The organism is Blautia sp. 210820-DFI.6.14, from assembly GCF_020558815.1.
Lineage (GTDB): Bacteria > Bacillota > Clostridia > Lachnospirales > Lachnospiraceae > Blautia_A > Blautia_A obeum.
Genome location: NZ_JAJCKS010000024.1, coordinates 1 through 17,359, shown reverse-complemented (window position 1 = coordinate 17,359; position 17,359 = coordinate 1). Strand labels below are relative to the sequence as shown.

General features: G+C 42.6%; 14 protein-coding genes. 4 read left to right on the top strand and 10 right to left on the bottom strand.

Translation table 11 applies throughout. From position 1 onward, the window contains the following. The first annotated feature begins 24 nt into the window (after positions 1-24). Positions 25-792 (top strand): ABC transporter ATP-binding protein, encoded by a 768-nt coding sequence (locus tag LI112_RS14185; protein ID WP_055066264.1) that lies wholly within the window; start codon positions 25-27, stop codon positions 790-792. Continuing rightward, a complete protein-coding gene (locus LI112_RS14180) occupies positions 785-2,809 on the top strand; it encodes an FtsX-like permease family protein (protein WP_227190922.1) in 2,025 nt (674 codons plus the stop codon). Before LI112_RS14185 ends, LI112_RS14180 begins: the two co-directional genes overlap by 8 nt. Positions 2,810-2,895: 86 nt before the next feature. On the opposite strand, the gene LI112_RS14175 is transcribed toward LI112_RS14180, so the two are convergent. Next, a complete protein-coding gene (locus LI112_RS14175) occupies positions 2,896-4,476 on the bottom strand; it encodes a glucose-6-phosphate isomerase (protein WP_117593130.1) in 1,581 nt (526 codons plus the stop codon). A 115-nt stretch (positions 4,477-4,591) separates the two neighbouring features. Beyond that, positions 4,592-5,116: a GNAT family N-acetyltransferase gene (locus tag LI112_RS14170; protein WP_227190921.1), complete on the bottom strand. Its 525-nt coding sequence runs from the start codon at positions 5,114-5,116 to the stop codon at positions 4,592-4,594. 141 nt (positions 5,117-5,257) lie between these two features. On the opposite strand from LI112_RS14170, the gene LI112_RS14165 reads away from it, so the two are divergent. Continuing rightward, positions 5,258-6,538, top strand: a complete 1,281-nt coding sequence (locus LI112_RS14165; protein WP_005426159.1) for an O-acetylhomoserine aminocarboxypropyltransferase/cysteine synthase family protein — start codon at positions 5,258-5,260, stop codon at positions 6,536-6,538. Positions 6,539-6,681: 143 nt separating this feature from the next. Here LI112_RS14165 and LI112_RS14160 read toward each other — a convergent pair whose 3' ends face one another. From LI112_RS14160 to LI112_RS14145, 4 genes are read right to left on the bottom strand one after another with little or no spacing between them, the layout of a single operon-like run. After that, entirely contained in the window at positions 6,682-8,880 is a 2,199-nt protein-coding gene (locus LI112_RS14160) for an alpha-galactosidase (protein WP_055055900.1), read from the bottom strand. Positions 8,881-8,911: 31 nt separating this feature from the next. Next, a complete protein-coding gene (locus LI112_RS14155) occupies positions 8,912-9,775 on the bottom strand; it encodes a carbohydrate ABC transporter permease (protein WP_227190920.1) in 864 nt (287 codons plus the stop codon). Further along, complete coding sequence (locus tag LI112_RS14150) at positions 9,775-10,659, bottom strand: carbohydrate ABC transporter permease (protein ID WP_022387828.1); 885 nt, start codon at positions 10,657-10,659, stop codon at positions 9,775-9,777. The genes LI112_RS14155 and LI112_RS14150 overlap by 1 nt, the downstream gene beginning before the upstream one ends. Further along, on the bottom strand, positions 10,652-11,944 hold the full coding sequence (locus tag LI112_RS14145; protein WP_022387829.1) for an ABC transporter substrate-binding protein: 1,293 nt from the start codon (positions 11,942-11,944) through the stop codon (positions 10,652-10,654). Before LI112_RS14145 ends, LI112_RS14150 begins: the two co-directional genes overlap by 8 nt. Before the next feature lie 283 nt (positions 11,945-12,227). Between LI112_RS14145 and LI112_RS14140 the strand changes: the two genes are divergently transcribed. Further along, the gene (locus tag LI112_RS14140; RefSeq protein ID WP_044925870.1) at positions 12,228-13,079 is read left to right on the top strand and encodes an AraC family transcriptional regulator; all 852 of its coding nucleotides are present in this window, start codon (positions 12,228-12,230) and stop codon (positions 13,077-13,079) included. Between the two features lie 550 nt (positions 13,080-13,629). Here LI112_RS14140 and LI112_RS14135 read toward each other — a convergent pair. The 4 genes from LI112_RS14135 to LI112_RS14120 all read right to left on the bottom strand — a co-directional run. Further along, entirely contained in the window at positions 13,630-14,820 is a 1,191-nt protein-coding gene (locus tag LI112_RS14135) for a phosphopentomutase (protein WP_055066277.1), read from the bottom strand. A 45-nt stretch (positions 14,821-14,865) separates the two neighbouring features. Beyond that, positions 14,866-15,285 (bottom strand): cytidine deaminase, encoded by a 420-nt coding sequence (locus LI112_RS14130; RefSeq protein WP_227190929.1) that lies wholly within the window; start codon positions 15,283-15,285, stop codon positions 14,866-14,868. Between the two features lie 86 nt (positions 15,286-15,371). Then, positions 15,372-16,157 carry a uridine phosphorylase gene (gene udp, locus LI112_RS14125; protein WP_005426124.1) on the bottom strand — a complete coding sequence of 262 codons (786 nt, stop codon included), beginning with the start codon at positions 16,155-16,157 and terminating at the stop codon, positions 15,372-15,374. 289 nt (positions 16,158-16,446) lie between these two features. Beyond that, a partial coding sequence (locus LI112_RS14120) for a transposase (protein WP_227190919.1) occupies positions 16,447-17,359 on the bottom strand: 913 nt, incomplete at its 5' end.

The window sequence follows — 17,359 nt, the reverse complement described above, 5'->3', positions numbered from 1 at the left end:
ATAAAAAAGAAAGGAGCCCCGGTTATGGCTTTACTAGAAGTAACTAATATCAAAAAAATATACAGCACCCGTTTCGGAGGAAACAAAGTGCAGGCACTCTCCAATGTCTCTTTTTCTATAGAAAAAGGGGAATTTGTTGCAATCATGGGAGAATCCGGTTCCGGAAAGACTACCCTCCTCAACATACTGGCATCTCTCGACCGCCCGACTTCCGGAGAAGTTCTCCTCGAAGGAAAAAATATCGTACATCTTACAGAAAAAGAAATCTCGGCTTTCCGAAGAAAAAACCTTGGCTTTGTTTTTCAGGATTTTAATCTGCTGGATACCTTCTCTTTAAGAGATAATATTTATCTTCCACTCGTCCTTGCCGGCGAAGATTACCGAGAAATGGAACAGAAGATCCGCCCGATTGCACAGGCACTGTGTATCACAGAACTTCTGGATAAATATCCTTATGAAGTTTCCGGTGGACAGAAACAGCGTGCAGCGGTTGCCAGAGCTCTGATCACAGACCCGAAGCTGATTCTTGCTGATGAGCCCACAGGAGCCCTCGATTCAAAAGCAGCATCTGCACTGCTTTCCATGTTTGGCGAGATCAATGACGAAGGACAGACGATTCTGATGGTCACACACAGTGCACAGGCTGCCAGCCATGCATCCAGAGTCCTTTTTATTAAAGATGGAGAAGTTTTTCATCAGATTTATAAGGGCAGTAAATCCCGCCAGGAAATGTATCAGATGATTGCCGATACGCTTACCATACTGACGACAGGCGGTGAATATCATGCGTAAAGGAATCTTCTCAAAACTGGCAGTTCAGAACATCCGCAACAATAAAAGCACCTACATTCCTTACATGATCACCTGTATCTTCTGCATCGCCATGATCTATATGATGGAATTTTTACGCGACTGTCCAACTCTGGATCAGGCTGTTCGCCATGCCGCAGAAGTACGAATGATTCTCTCTACAGGAGAAGTTGTTGTTGTGATCTTCTGTGTGATCTTTCTGATCTACAGTAACAGTTTCCTGATGAAAAGAAGGCAGAAAGAAATCGGCCTTTACAATATTCTTGGACTGGAAAGAAATCATATCGGCATTGTACTGTTACTGGAAACGATTTTTACAACGATCCTTTCCCTCACTGGTGGAATCGCAATCGGAATCCTTGCCAGTAAACTGTCACTTCTCCTTCTTCTGAGACTGCTGCATATTCCGGCAGTACTTGGATTTTATATTTCCACAAAGGGGATTATTACTTGTCTTCTGATGTTCGGTGCCATTTTCCTGTTGATCCTTCTTCTGAATCTCAGAAGGATTCATTTAAGCCGTCCGGTAGAATTACTTCGTGGCAACAACACGGGAGAAAGAGAGCCGAAAGCAAAATGGCTTATGGCACTGCTTGGTTTTATCTGTCTTGGTATCGGTTATTACCTTGCCATCACAACAGAATCACCAATTAAAGCAATCTCAATCTTCCTGCTTGCCGTAATCCTTGTTATGACAGGAACCTATCTGCTTTTTACTGCAGGCAGTATTGTAATTCTGAAGTTTCTTCGCCGCAGAAAAAGCTTTTACTACAAGACTGGAAATTTTATCAGTATTTCCGGTATGCTTTACCGTATGAAGCAGAACGCTGTCGGGCTGGCCAGTATCTGTATCTTAAGTACCGGAGTTTTGCTCATGATTTCCATGACTGTCTCTATCTATTTTGGTATGAATGATATCATGGTAAACCGTTACCCATACGATACCGATATTTCCATTACCGGTGTCAGTGAAAAGGAATGTCAGACTGCTATCGAAACATTCGAAAAAGCAATTTCTGATAACAAGGTTCCTGTAGACAAAAAAGCCGAAGAAATTTATCTCACAATCATCAGTCGTATAGATCACGGGCAGATTCAGATTGCTGAGCCAGGTACTTTAACGGAGTCTGGTTCTGTACTAACTCTTTCTCTTCTTCGTCAATCCGAATATAAGAAACTTACCGGTACAGATCCGGTATTACAGGATGGAGAGATTCTTGCATGGGCTTCAAAGATGACTGAAAAATCGGACTCTCTCACAGTCAATGATTCTGTTTTCTCTGTAAAAAAATGGCTGGAGAATTCTCCTCTGACCTGCGGTCGCGATATCGTCTATAGAAATGCAGTATTTGTTGTCACTGATTCTGATTTTGAAAAGTTTGATAAAATGCGAACAGAAATGTATAAGAATACCTCAGCTACCCCTGCTGGACAGGATCTGACCGTTCATCTTGGTCTGAATATCACCGGCTCCGATGAAACAAAAATTGCCTATGGTACACCGGTACTGGATGCAATAAAAGCTCTGCAAGATAATGGACAGCTGTCGGATAACTCCTGGATCACTTCCGGAATCCGTGCACAGGAATATGATTCCTACTACGCAGATAACGGTTCCCTTCTGTTCATCGGAATTTTCCTCGGATCACTTTTCCTTCTCGGTACAGCGATGATCATCTACTACAAACAGATCTCGGAAGGATACGAAGACCAGAATCGTTTTGAGATCATGCAGAAAGTAGGACTGAGCCATCGCGAAGTCAAAAGCTCAATCCGACGTCAGATCCTGATGGTATTTTTCCTTCCGCTTCTCATGGCAATGCTTCATATTTCCATGGCATTTCCACTGATCCGCCGGATGCTCCTGCTGTTCGGCATGACAAATACCAGATTGTTCATCGGCTGTACCGCCGGTACGGTGCTGATCTTTGCACTGGTATATGGCCTGATCTATCTTATGACCGCAAAATCGTATTATCATATCGTAGAACGAAGATAACAACATATAAAGTAAGCCCCTCACTTGCAGAATCTCATCTGTAAATGAAGGGCTTATATCATTTCATAATTAATCTAATTTCAAGATCAGATATTCAGAAGGTCGCTGAATACTTTCAATGCTCCGTCTGTCTCGTGTGCAAGAACACGTTTTGCAAGGACTTTACCAAGCTGAACGCCTTCCTGGTCAAAGCTGTTTACATTCCACAGGAATCCCTGGAACATAACTTTGTTTTCGAAGTGTGCAAGGAGTGCGCCAAGGCTTGCCGGATTTACCTGCTCGCCGATGATGATGCTGGACGGACGTCCGCCTTCGAAGTTCTTATTGCGATTGTCATCTGCTTTACCGCATGCAAATGCAACGATCTGAGCTGCTACGTTTGCACAGAGTTTCTGCTGGCTTGTGCTGTCCTGGATCACTACATCTGTACCCATCTGGTTGTTCTTAAATCCGATAAACTGAAGCGGTACGATGTCTGTTCCCTGATGCAGGAGCTGATAGAAGGAATGCTGTCCATTTGTTCCTGGCTCTCCGAAGATAACCGGTCCTGTCACATAATCTACAGGCTCACCGAAACGGTTTACAGATTTTCCGTTGGATTCCATATCAAGCTGCTGTAAATGTGCCGGGAAACGGCTCAGTGCCTGTGAATATGGAAGAACAGCTGTGCTTGGATATCCGAGGATATTTCTTTCATATACACCGATCAGTGCATCCAGCATAGCCGGGTTCTGCATAACATCTTCGTTTTTAGCAAGTTTATCTTCTTCTGCTGCACCTTCAAGGAATTCTGCAAATACTTCCGGTCCGAATGCCAGAGATAACACAGCACCACCAACTGCAGATGTAGAAGAATAACGTCCGCCGATATAGTCATCCATGAAGAATGCTGCGAGGTAGTCATCGCTCTTTGCAAGAGGAGATGTCTCACTTGTAACTGCGATCATATGTTTGGAAGCATCCAGACCTGCATTCTTCAGAGCATCTTTAACAAAAGATTCGTTTGTCAGTGTTTCAAGGGTTGTACCTGATTTGGAAACCAGTACAAAAATGGAATGTGCAACATCGATAGAATTCAGAACTGCTGCCGCATCATCCGGATCTACGTTGCTGATGAATTTTGCTTCCATTTTGAATTTGTCGTTTTTCTTTGCCCAGTTTTCAAGTGCAAGATACATTGCACGAGGACCAAGGTCACTTCCGCCGATACCGATCTGAACAACAGTTGTGAATTTTTCTCCTGCTGCGTTTGTAATCTCACCTGCATGTACTTTATTGGCAAAGTCAGCGATCTTCTGCTGCTGTTCTACATAGAAAGCACGTTTGTCAACACCGTCAGCTGTGACAGTATCACCAAGCTGTCCACGTGTCAGCTGATGAAGAACAAGACGTTTCTCACCTGTATTGATCATTTCGCCATTGTAAAGAGCTGCGTATTTTTCAGTAAGCTGTGCTTCTTTTGCCAGTTTTTTAAGACCTTCCAGCACTTCATCATCTACCTGCTTTGCAGCATAGTTATATGCAAGACCAGCAGCCATCGGTACACTGTAGTTCTTTACACGTTCTGCACCATTTTCTCCGGTCATGGCTTCTACAAGGTTTACTTTTTTTACATTGGAAAGTTCTTTGAATGATTCAAGAGTATCCAGGTTGTTCCAGGTAATCATAATAAGATTCCTCCTTAAAATTAAATGTTCCCGCTGTTTCAGGATTCGTTTCAATCCCTTTGATTATAATATCAAACGAATGTAAATTCAAGTCTGCAAAGAAGGATATCTTACTCTACTCCAACACAATATCCATCTCATTCCAGGCTTCGCCGCCCCACACAGAATCGCCGATTCCATGGTCTTTAAAGCCAAATTTCTTATACATCTCAACCTTATCCGGGAGGCAGGTCAGGATCAGCTTCTTTCTTCCCTTAACCTGTTCTCTTTCCTTATATTGTTCCATCAGTTCTCTTGCCAGTCCCTGGTGTTGGTGCTCCGGCAGCACATCCAGTCCAAGGAGCATAATATTTGTACCAGCCGGATCATGCTGGTCAGCATCCGTAAAAAAGTCATCCGTCAGATGTTCCCGATTCGTTGCCAGACCATTCAGAAAAGCTGCCATCTTTCCGGTTTTGCGGTCTACTGCCACCAGAAAAAGATCCGGTGCATTTTCGATTCGTGGTGCCATGTGCTCATATGTACAAGCCTCATTTGGGGGAAAACAGATTGCCTCAATTCTCACGGCCTGTTCGATCTCATCCCGCCTGATATCGCGGAATTCATATTTCTCGTGTAATGCTTTGTTACTTTGTCCCATAATTCTCTCGTTATTGTTTACATAATAAGCAATAACCTTCTTCTCCTTCTCATACCGATCAAGTATGTATTTTTTCTTTACATATAACAAAAAAAAGTATAACATAAAGATATTACAATTTATATAAAGGTGGGCAAATTCATGGACTATACTATTAATACAAAATGCGTGCAGGCAGGCTACACACCAGGAAACGGCGAACCACGTCAGATTCCGATCATTCAGTCAACCACTTACAAATATGATACCAGCGAAGACATGGGCAAGCTCTTTGACCTTGAAGCTGAAGGATATTTCTATTCAAGATTACAGAATCCTACCAACGACTATGTTGCAGCCAAGATCACAGCTCTCGAAGGCGGTACCTCTGGTATGCTGACTTCTTCCGGACAGGCAGCAAACTTCTTCGCTGTCTTCAATATCTGCGAAGCCGGCAGCCATATCGTTTCCTCCTCTTCCATCTATGGAGGAACCTACAACCTTCTTGCAGTTACAATGAAAAAAATGGGCGTAGACGTTACCTTCGTTGACCCGGACTGCACAGAAGAAGAATTAAACGCAGCTTTCAAAGAAAATACCAGAGCTGTTTTCGGTGAATCTATCGCCAATCCGGCACTTACCGTTCTTGATATCGAGAAATTTGCAAAAGCAGCGCACGCACATGGTGTGCCGCTCATCGTAGATAACACCTTCCCAACACCGGTCAACTTACGTCCGATCGAATGGGGCGCAGATATCGTTACACATTCCACAACCAAATATATGGATGGACACGGAGCAGCGCTCGGCGGTGCGATCATCGATGGCGGCAAATTTGACTGGATGGCACATGCAGACAAATTCCCGGGACTCTGCACACCGGATGATTCTTATCACGGAGTTACCTATGCTGAAAAATTTGGAAAAGAAGGCGCTTTCATCACCAAATGTACTTCTCAGCTGATGAGAGACCTCGGCTGCGCTCAGTCTCCACAAAGTGCATTTATTCTGAACCTTGGACTGGAATCACTTCATGTACGTATGCCAAGACATGTTGAAAACGGCCAGGCAGTTGCAGAATTCCTTGAGAAACACGACAAAGTAGAATTCGTAAACTATCCGACACTTCCATCCAACAAATACTATGAAACTGCAAAGAAATATCTGCCAAACGGTGGATGCGGTGTTGTTTCCTTTGAATTAAAGGGTGGACGTGCTGCTGCCGAAAAATTCATGAAAAATCTGAAACTTGCAGCAATTGAAACACATGTAGCAGATGCAAGAACCTGCTGCCTCAACCCGGCAACCTCCACACACCGCCAGATGAATGACGAGCAGCTCGCTGCTGCCGGAATTCCAGCCGGACTGATCCGTATCTCCTGCGGCCTTGAAGATAAAAACGACCTGATCGCAGATATCGCTCAGGCACTGGACGCAATTTAATCGAATTAAGTATATCTCAAAAAAGGAAGAACTCGACTCCGTTCTTCCTTTTTTGTGCTTTATTTTGTGGATTTTTCATATAAAAAAAGCCCCTACAATGCCTTTCGACACCATAGGAGCTTTCTCTGTAATTTTTCTTTATTCTATTCTGCCTTCAGATAAATCTGGAATGCATCATAATTTTGCTCTGGTAATGGAAGCAGGATTCCGGCATGCATCAACGCCGCGCCGGAGAAGTTTCCAGCGTCTTCTCCATCCAGCTGCATCTGATAAACCTTTTTCGGATCCAGCCCTTTCCATTTCACGATCTCAGATGCTGCATTTGCATACATATCTGTATAAACGACAGACATGCAGGCCTCACTGCCATCCTGTGCCGCATATTCCCATACAGTATAGTCTCTGTTTTCAAATGGTGAAGTCAGTCTGTAATAATCTCCGAACTGGAACAGTCTTCCATGTTCTTTGAAGAACGCAATCTGTTCTCCCGCCATCTTCTTTTCTTCATCAGTCATCTTACTGAGATCCAGTTCATATCCAAATGTTCCCTGCATTGCACAGATTCCTCTTGTCTTGAATGGTGTCACGCGATGATTCTGATGATTCGGGCAAACCGATACGTGTGCGGAAACAGAAGACATCGGATAGCCAAAGGAAGTACCGTACTGAATACGCAGTCTTTCAATCGCATCCGTATTATCGCTACACCAGATCTGCGGACAGTAATACAACATACCTGCATCAAACCGTCCACCGCCGCCACTGCATCCTTCCAGCAGAAGTTCCGGGAATCTCTGAGTCACAGCTTCCAGTACTTTATAAAGGCCAAGCACATAACGATGTCTCAGTTCCCCCTGACGGTCACGTGGAAGCTTCGCACTGTAAGCAGCCATAAGTGAACGGTTCATATCCCATTTGATATACTGGATATCCGCTTTCTCTACAATATCACAGATCCGCTCTGTCAGATAATCTGTCACATCTTCTCTGGACATATCCAATACCAGCTGGGAACGACTTCTGATCGGCTGTCTTCCCGGTATGACCAGTGCCCAGTCCGGATGTGCCCGATACAGATCACTGTCCTCAGAGATCATCTCCGGCTCAAACCAAAGCCCGAAAGAAAGTCCCATATCATGTACTTCTTTCACCAGCTCAGAAAGGGTTCCGCACAGCTTTTTCTCATTTACAAACCAGTCGCCAAGACCGGAGAAATCATCATCCCTTTTTCCAAACCATCCATCATCCAGTACCAGCATATCCAGATTCAGTTCTGCCGCTTCTTTTGCAATTGCAATCAGATTGTCTTTGTTAAAATCAAAATAGGTTGCTTCCCAGTTATTTACCAGAATCGGGCGCACTCTGTCTTTCCAGCAGCTGCGGATCAGATTCGACACGATTGCCTGATGCAGAGTCTGGGACAACTTTGAAAATCCATCTGCACTGTATGTCAGACATACCTCAGGTGTGCTGAAGCTTTCACCCTTTTTTAGTTTCCAGGAAAAATCATAGTCATCAATTCCAATGACCAGTCTTGTCTGATTAAACTGATCTACTTCTGCCTGTGCATGAAAACCGCCACTGTACAGAAAAGATGCACTGTAGCACTCACCAGTACTCTCTGTAGTGTCTTTATCCGCAAGAATCACAAAAGGATTATGCTGGTGGCTGGAAGTTCCACGGGTACTGCGAAGCTCCGTGATGCCGTGTGGCAGACTGTTTCTTTCCATCTGACGCTCACCGGCATGTTTTCCATAAAAATGAATCAGATCATATTTTCCCATTCCAAGATCCAGACACGCACTCATAATTCTGGAAATCTGGATATCACCCTCTGTACGGTTTTCGACTACTGCTGCTCTTGTAATGATATCCAGCTCTTCAAAGACTCCATAAAGAAGATGTACATAGACTTCTTCAACAGCATCTTTCAGAACGATCTCCAGTGTCTCTCCTTCTGATTTCTCAGAAGAAAAGAATGCCGGAAGCCCCGGAATGTTATATTTTCCTTCTCTTACCTGATAGCTGTCAAAGAAAAACATCCCGTCCTGTACACCGCTTCCAAGGTCTGCTTTCAGACAGTCTACACGATAATCTCCGTCGCCATATACCGGAAACTCCTGCGGAAGAAAATCCAGAGAATATACACGCTCTCTGTCAGTTCCCGGGATATTTCCGCTGAATCCACGGTCTGCCATACGAATCAGATAGGAACAGTCCGTATCATCCGTACGGTTTCCGTAATAAGTGTGAATAAGCATATTCTGCTCGTCCACTTTCATCTGATAAGTACTGTTTTTTGTATGAAGAGTAAAAATCTGATTCTTTATATTGATAGCCATTGTCGTTTTCCCTTTCTGTCTTTTTTAAGAATTATTTTACTGCTCCGTTTACAACACCATTGATAATCTGTTTCTGGCAGATGATATAAAAGATTAAAATTGGAAGTAATGCCAGAAGATAAGATGCAAATGCCAGGTTATAATTCGTTCCGAACTGTGTCTGGAAATTCAGCTGTGCCAGCGGCAGTGTGTTCTGATCTGTACCGGACATGATGACCAGTGGAGTCATAACGTCATTCCAGGTACTCATTGCTGTGAGAACTGCTACTGTTGCATGCATCGGTTTCATATTTGGAAAAATAATCTTCCAGTAAGTCTGCCATACTCCGGCTCCATCCACACAGGCAGCCTCTTCCAGTGCCATCGGGATATTATTCAGATATCCTGAATAAAGCAGTACATTCATCGGCATAAAAAACACAACATACAATACAATAACACCAAAGCGGTTTGCGATTCCCAGCTGTGCAGTTTCTTTTACCAGCGGCATCATAAGAACCGCAAACGGTACAAACATACCACTTACAATGTAATAGTAAGAAATCTTAAATATCTTACGCTGCTTCATCTTTCTTCCGATCAGATAACCGGCAAGTGAATGTATTAATATACATAATACCACAGTTACCCCGGTAATAAGAAGACTGTTTCCAAGAGAATGCCAGAAATCAGTTACACGCATTGCCTCTGCAAAGTTTTCAAAACTCCATTTCTGTGGGAATGCCAGTGCACCAGCTACATCATTTGTCATTTCCGATGGCTTCTTAAATGCAATGATCACTGTCATATACAGTGGAAATAAAACCGTCAGGCAGCCAAGTGCCAGTAAAATATTAATAATCCTGTTTGTAGTCTTACCACGAACAGCGCTTTCTTTTTTCTTTGTTCTGCTCATTATAACTGCTCCTCCTTACTTCCCAGGAATTTCATCTGAAACAGTGATATCGCAACGATCACAATAAAGAATACAAATGCATTCGCACTCTGGAAACCAAACTGTCCTCCACTCATACCATTGTTATAGATCAGATAAGAAATGGACTCTGTGCTCTGTGACGGGCCACCTTTTGTCAAAGACATGATCTGGTCAAATACCATCAGCGCATTTTTCATACAAAGGACAAGGTTAATTGTTACAAATGGCATGATCAATGGAAGTGTAATGCTCTTAAATTTTTTCCATCCGGATGCTCCATCCAGCATACATGCCTCATAAACTTCTTCCGGTACTGTCTGCAGACCGGAAATATAAATGATCGTATTCATCGCTATTCCCTGCCATGCTCCGACGATCACAATTGCGATCCATGCCCATTTTGTACTTCCAAGGAGACTTGTTTTCAGGAAATCAATTCCTGTTACTTCTCCGATTGTCGGCAGAATATATGTAAAAATGAAACTGAAGATATAACCGACAACCAGACCTCCCAGAATATTTGGTACAAAATAGATTCCTCTGAGTGCATTTTTTCCACGGATCTTGCTGTTCAGTCCCAGTGCCAGGATCAGGCTGAGAAGATTGACCACAATTGTCATAACCAACGCATATTTAAATGTAAACAGATATGAGTGACCCACACGGGAATCCTGGAAAATTTCTGCAAAGTTCCGCAGTCCTACAAAATCATAACTTCCATATCCGCGGAAGTTTGTAAGTCCGTAATAAAAACCTTTGATCAGCGGTAATGTATTAAAGCAGAAGAAAAGAACCAGAATCGGTGCCAGCAGGCCAAGAAATATCTTTTCATTTTTGCTCCACGCACCATGTTTTTTATTCATGATCATTACCCTCCTCATATGCTTTTACTTTTGCCACGACATCTCTGTTGTAGCGAATCCATTCTTTGTCAAATCGTTTCATAAATGTATCTGTCGCATCAGCACTGTCATCCATCAGATATGTCTGGATCATTGCATCTACTGACATTTCGCTCGGGTAATGATGGTCCTGATAATCCGCTACAATACCGTTTTCGATATAATCACGCATTTCTTCCAGCTCCGGAGTAATCTCAAAATCACCTTTTTTACATGGAACAGCGCTCTGTGCATTCAGATATTTTTTGACATTTTCATCTTCGAGCATATAACTGAGCACTTCATAAGCTGCCTCTTTATTTTTACAATCTTTCATCACGCAGAACATCAGATCATTTCCGGAATTCAGCACATTTTTATCTGCATCTTCATTTGCCGGAAATACAAAAGAACCAATATTCATATCCGGATTTACAGATTTGATCTGAGAGATCGCATAGCTTCCAATTGTAAACATCGCAGATGCTCCTCTTGCGAATGCAGTGCAGGCATCGTTATATCCCTGAGACACCGGATCTTTCTGTCCATATGTAAGAAGCGCTTTTTCCTTTTCTGCCACTTCTCTGTAATTTTCTGCAAAAGTTGTTTTTCCACTGTTTACCTGATAAGTCAGATCAGAATCGCACAGACTTACTGCAATTGCATTCCACGGTGCCAGTGTAGTCCATGTATCCTTAAAACCAAAATATAATGGCTGGATTCCTTCTGACTGGATCTGATCACAAAGATTCGTAAATTCTGTCCATGTGGTCGGAACCTCCCAGCCATGTTCTTCAAACATATCCCGGTTAAAAAGAATTCCAGCTGCATTTGCCATATACGGAACGGCATAAACACCATCTTTCGGCACATATTCCAGATCTTTGTTCATCTCAAGATATTTCTCTTTAATATCGTTCAGTCCTTCAAAATCAGAAATATCCATCAGCATGTCTGCATCCAGAAAATTGGAATAATTAATATCCCCGCCAATTCCGATGATATCCGGATTATCCTCGCGGATAAATCTTGTTTTCAGGATTGTCATTGCATCGTTCGGTGAATCAATCTTTAAATAAATATCATCATGTGTCGCATTGAACTCATCCTGAAACTGTTCAAAAATATCTACCGCCTCCGGTTTATACTGTACCATTTCAATTACAGTTTTGCCCTCTGTTTCGTCCTTTCCGGAGCATCCTGTCATAACTGTTCCCATTGCCAGAACTCCCGCAAGGAAAACAGCACCTACCTTATGCTTTCCCATTTGTTTCTCCCTTCTTTACAGCTATTCACTGCCATCTGGCAGTTCAGATTCAGACCAGTCATCTCTGTTTGATTTGATTCTAACACCAAAAGAAAAGCTTCGTACATAGATCGATAACATCAAAATATACCATAATGCGTTATTTCCAGAATAATGTTGATGTTACTACGCATTATGGTATATAATAGTACTAAATAGCGATATTTCGTTAAAATTGTACGATTTCTGTATCTCGTTTTTATGCATATTTTACTATATTTTGTAGGAGGAAATGATAAAAACCATGTCAGATTCTATTTTTCATATATTTTCCGATGAACGTTTTCTTGACCTGACCGTGTATCAGTACGGCTACGAGAAATGTGAACCGCTGCATTCTTATGGTCCATTTGTACGTAATCATTATCTTTTTCACTATATTATTTCCGGCAAAGGAATGCTGAGTGTTACAGAAAAAGATGACAATGCTGTTTACCATATGGAAGCACATTCCGGCTTTCTCATTGAACCGGGGCGTATCAATCTTTACAGTGCTGACCAGAAATTCCCATGGGAATACGTCTGGGTAGAGTTCGATGGACTGCGTGCAAAAGAGCTGATGGAAGAAGCCGGACTGTCCAACGATCATCCGGTCTTTCATCCCATTTCCGATACAGCAGCAGATAAGCTTCGCGATGAAATGCTGCGTCTGACACAATATCCGGACAATTCCCGCCCACTTGGGATCATTGGTCAGTTATATCTTATTATGGATGCCCTTATCCAGGGTTCTTCCAATAAAAAAAGGCTTCAGGGCGGAAAGCTTTCTAGATTTTACGCACAGGAAGCACTTTCTTTTATTGAACAAAATTATGCATTACCTATTACAGTCGAAGATATGGCTAATCGATGCAATCTTGATCGAAGCTATTTTGGTAAAGTTTTCAAAGATATGATCGGACAGTCTCCACAGGACTTCCTGATCCGCTATCGAATGAGTAAAGCAACCTCTCTGCTTACCAGCACCAGCCTGTCCATTGGTGACATCAGCGTTCAGGTTGGATATCCAAACCAGCTTCATTTTTCCAGAGCATTCCGTAACATTTACGGGATGTCACCAAGACAATATCGCCAACAGAACAAATTATTGTCCTGAATCACAGGCAGGTTACGTTTCTGTTTACTTTTCTTCATGATATTGCATTTTCTGCGAAAAGAATAGCTTTTACACCAGTCTGATGGTAACACCTCTTCATCTCAGAATACCGAAACTCTGGTTTTTGACGATGGTACAGATACTGTCTCTTCTTATCTCAGCACTGGCAGCAGCGCAGCCAATCTGCCTGCATCCCAGATTCTCAAAAAAGCTTCTGACACCAGTGATTATACGGATGTAAGAAATTAAGAACACTGAACATTCAATCTCCAGGATTATCGCAGAAATACACTGGTTCAAATGCCTTTAAAGGAACACCTGCAAAAATGAAAGTCTATGTTCCAAGAAAACAGGCCAAAAATTATAAAAAATTATTCCTGAAACGAGGAATGCGCAAAACTGTCACTTTCAAAGGCATTCGATAGGTAGTAAAAAGAAGGAGCAGTCCGAAAATATATTTCAGACAGCTCCTTTTTTTCTGACTTAAGAAGGGGAATTTCTGATATAAATACTGTTCGCCCATATTCTCCCCACCAACAGTTTTATTTACCTACTGCAGCTCCTTCAATATTGATCTTCCAATCGTGCCTTCCGGCATCTGTACACCAAAATTTTCTGCAACAGATGCACCGATCACCGCAAATGTATCCTGATTCTCAATAGCTCCTGTTTCTTTCATTTTCTTTGAATATGCAATAAATGGTACATATTCTCTTGTATGATCTGTTCCGGTATAAGTTGGATCATTTCCATGATCCGCAGTCAGGATCAGAAGATCATCCTCTCGCAACTCATTCATCAGAGTTCCGAGTCCACTATCAAACTTCTCAATCTCACGTCCGTATCCTTCCGGATTTCTTCTATGCCCCCACAAAGCGTCAAAATCCACCAGATTCACAAAGCAGAGGCCATGAAAATCTTCTTTACAAATCTCAATCGTCTGTTGCATGCCATGCACAGAACTGTCTGAATGGTAAGTCTGTGTAATTCCCTCACCACAGAAAATATCATTGATCTTTCCAACACCAATCACATCAAGACCTGCATCCTTCAATGCATTTAAGGCTGTTCTTCCAGTCGGTTTCAACGCATAGTCATGGCGGTTGCTGGTTCTCTTGAACTCACCCTTTTTCTTTCCGACATACGGTCTCGCAATAACTCTGCCGACTCTCCACTCATCCTTCATGGTCAGTTCCCTGGCAATCTCACAGCAGCGATACAGGTTGGCAAGATCAAATGTCTCTTCATTTCCACAGATCTGCATTACCGAATCCGCAGAAGTATAGACAATCATCGCTCCTGTATTGATTTCTTCCTCACCAAGTTCCTCGATGATTTCTGTTCCACTGGCACTCTTATTTCCAATCACACGCTTGCCACATCTCTTTTCCAGTTCATCGATCAGTTCTTTAGGAAAACCGGTTTCTGTAAAAGTAATAAACGGCTTCTGTGTATAGATTCCCATCATTTCCCAGTGGCCTGTCATTGTATCCTTTCCATTGCTGGTCTCCCCAATTCGCATATAGCGGCCAATCGGATTTTCCACGCCTTCCATCGTACCACCCTTATGCAGATTCAACATTCCAAGTTTCTGAAGATTTGGAATATCCAAAGTTCCCATCTTATCCAGGATATGTCCGAACGTATCCACACCCTTATCGCCAAATTTCTCAGAATCCGGCATTGCTCCAATCCCCAGTGAATCCAGAACGATCACAAATACTCTCTTATAAGTTTCCATAAACACTCCTTTCTGCCTGTTCCCATCAGGCGAATGTCCGTTAAACTATGACAGATCTGCCGGTCCAAATCCAATCGGAAAAAGTTCCCTTAAAGTAAAGACATCGTATTTATCTTTGCTGACTGCCAGAATGATCTGAAATGTTTCCGGATCACAGAACTCCATCATGACCTGTCTGCACACACCACACGGTGCCGCATACCCTGTCAGAACTCCATCCCTGCCGCCTACAACACAGATTGCCTGAAATTCCTTTACTCCTTCACTGACTGCTTTAAAAAAAGCAGTCCTCTCAGCACAGTTTGTTGGTGTATAAGCAGCATTTTCAATATTACATCCTGTATAATACGTGCCATTCTTTGCCAGAAGTGCCGCTCCCACATGAAAATGTGAATATGGCGCATAAGAATAACCCAGCTGTTTTATCGCCAGATCGATCATTTCTTCAATCTGTTTTTTGTCCATTCTCCTGCCTGCCTTTCCTTCTGTATAGATTATCTTTTTATATAGATCAAGTGCATCCTTTGTCTCAAATGCTTTTGTCTTTGTTGTCATCTTTCCTTGGCCTTATCTGCGCGGATCAGCTCACGGATTGCCTGCACCGCAACCTGGATTGCCTTATCTGTATCATGTACTACCGGATTTTCCAGTCCTAACTTTTCTCTTTCCTGATTTGCTAATACCAGGAAGCAGGAGCCGGCACGTACTCTTAAATGGCTTGCTACTACAAAAAGTGCTGCAGATTCCATCTCGGAAGCAAGGCAGCCCAGACGTTTCCATGCTTCCCATTTATTCATCAATTCATAGCTGACCGGTTTGGTTTCCGGTTCATGCTGTCCATAAAATGCATCCTTGCACTGTACCACACCTGTGTGGAATTCACAGCCTTCTTTTTTTGCGCCTGCCACAAGAGCATTGAGCACTTCCAGGTTTGCTACTGCCGGAAATTCGATCGGAGCATACTCTTTGCTGGTGCCTTCCATACGAATCGCCCCTGTCGCAATGACAATATCTCCACTCTTTACTTCTGTCTGCATTCCACCACAGGTTCCGATACGGACAAACGTATCTGCACCACAGCGATAAAGCTCTTCCATTGCAATAGAAGCAGATGGTCCACCAATACCGGTAGAAGTTACACTCACCTTTACTCCATCCAGTGTTCCTGTATAAGTTACATATTCTCTGTTATCAGCAACAAAAACCGGATCATCAAAATACTGTGCGATCTTTTTGCAGCGTTTCGGATCTCCCGGTAAGATCACATACCGTCCGACTTCTCCTTTTCCAACCTGAATATGATACTGTTTGCTTGCATCTTCTGAATAATTTTTCATGTCTGATTCCTCTCTTTCTTTATCTCTGTCCCTTATCGTATGGAATTCCTTCTGCCTTCGGTGCTCTTGATTTCTGAGAAATAAAAGCAAGCACGACAAGAGAAACAATATAAACTGCCAGGAAGTTTTAATGCTACAAGCGGTGCAGATCCACCGAATTTTTATTCTGTCACCCGCATTTGTTATATGTGAACTACTCGGCAACTGAGTTACCAGAGCATCTGAAATCTGGCGGGATACCGCCTTTTTTCAGGGTGCGTCCATAACACCAATACTGCTCGCCATTCGGCTATGCAGCTACTTTTATTATTTCTGGTGTTTTTAGTCCGGTTACGGACAGTTCCTTCTGTTTTCCGGATACGGAAAGATGTTTCCGCAGGATATTAAATGCGCCTACTGCATCTGCGTTAAATCTTACTCCATCAGTTATATACATACCACGTTCTTTTCGATTTGATGCTTCTGCATGTCTTTTTGATACTTCTGGTGATAACGGGCTGCACTGACTGGTATAGCTTTCCTCCTGTTTTATCAACTGTATTCCATACAGTTTCAGCTTATATTCCAGCATGATATACAGCCTGTTATATGGCAGTCCGTGAAACTTCTGGTTGGTCTTATGTCCCATATCTTTCTCTTTACGGATGTTTCGGATGTCTCCCACAACCACACATCGGATATCTTCTTTTCTGCAGTATTCTGCGATCCATCTGGTTGTTTTATGAAGGTAATCCTTCACTGCATTCTGCTTTTTCCTGTAAAGTCTCTGGATATGTTTCGATGATTTTGGATATTTTATTCCTCTTTCCGACTGCTGTGCATACCATACGGACTGCACTCTGGCGATCTCTTTATGAAAATATCTTTCCAATGAAAGGTATTTTCTTCCCAGGATAAAAGTCCTGCCATTTCCGGAATCATAACAGGTCATCAGATTATGAAGTCCCAGATCAACAGATAAATAATGTCCATTCTGAGAAAGCTGTTCCGGCTCTTCAATCTCATAGATAACGATAAGCTCACATGTTCCATTTTCCGGCGGATAGATCCGCAGCTGTTTTATATGATCCATGTTCCTGAAAATCTTATTTTCAAGATATAGAAATTTTTCATGGATCCCATAGGTTTCTTCCATATAGCTTTTCAAATCCTTTGGCAGAGACAGACGCAGCTGGTCTGAGCCTTTCTCATGCCGGATCCCC

Coding starts and splice junctions, on each gene's coding strand:
- LI112_RS14185 (WP_055066264.1), top strand. CDS start 25: ATGGCTTTACTAGAAGTAACTAATATCAAAAAAATATACAGCACCCGT.
- LI112_RS14180 (WP_227190922.1), top strand. CDS start 785: ATGCGTAAAGGAATCTTCTCAAAACTGGCAGTTCAGAACATCCGCAAC.
- LI112_RS14175 (WP_117593130.1), bottom strand. CDS start 4,476: ATGATTACCTGGAACAACCTGGATACTCTTGAATCATTCAAAGAACTT.
- LI112_RS14170 (WP_227190921.1), bottom strand. CDS start 5,116: ATGGGACAAAGTAACAAAGCATTACACGAGAAATATGAATTCCGCGAT.
- LI112_RS14165 (WP_005426159.1), top strand. CDS start 5,258: ATGGACTATACTATTAATACAAAATGCGTGCAGGCAGGCTACACACCA.
- LI112_RS14160 (WP_055055900.1), bottom strand. CDS start 8,880: ATGGCTATCAATATAAAGAATCAGATTTTTACTCTTCATACAAAAAAC.
- LI112_RS14155 (WP_227190920.1), bottom strand. CDS start 9,775: ATGAGCAGAACAAAGAAAAAAGAAAGCGCTGTTCGTGGTAAGACTACA.
- LI112_RS14150 (WP_022387828.1), bottom strand. CDS start 10,659: ATGAATAAAAAACATGGTGCGTGGAGCAAAAATGAAAAGATATTTCTT.
- LI112_RS14145 (WP_022387829.1), bottom strand. CDS start 11,944: ATGGGAAAGCATAAGGTAGGTGCTGTTTTCCTTGCGGGAGTTCTGGCA.
- LI112_RS14140 (WP_044925870.1), top strand. CDS start 12,228: ATGTCAGATTCTATTTTTCATATATTTTCCGATGAACGTTTTCTTGAC.
- LI112_RS14135 (WP_055066277.1), bottom strand. CDS start 14,820: ATGGAAACTTATAAGAGAGTATTTGTGATCGTTCTGGATTCACTGGGG.
- LI112_RS14130 (WP_227190929.1), bottom strand. CDS start 15,285: ATGGACAAAAAACAGATTGAAGAAATGATCGATCTGGCGATAAAACAG.
- udp (WP_005426124.1), bottom strand. CDS start 16,157: ATGAAAAATTATTCAGAAGATGCAAGCAAACAGTATCATATTCAGGTT.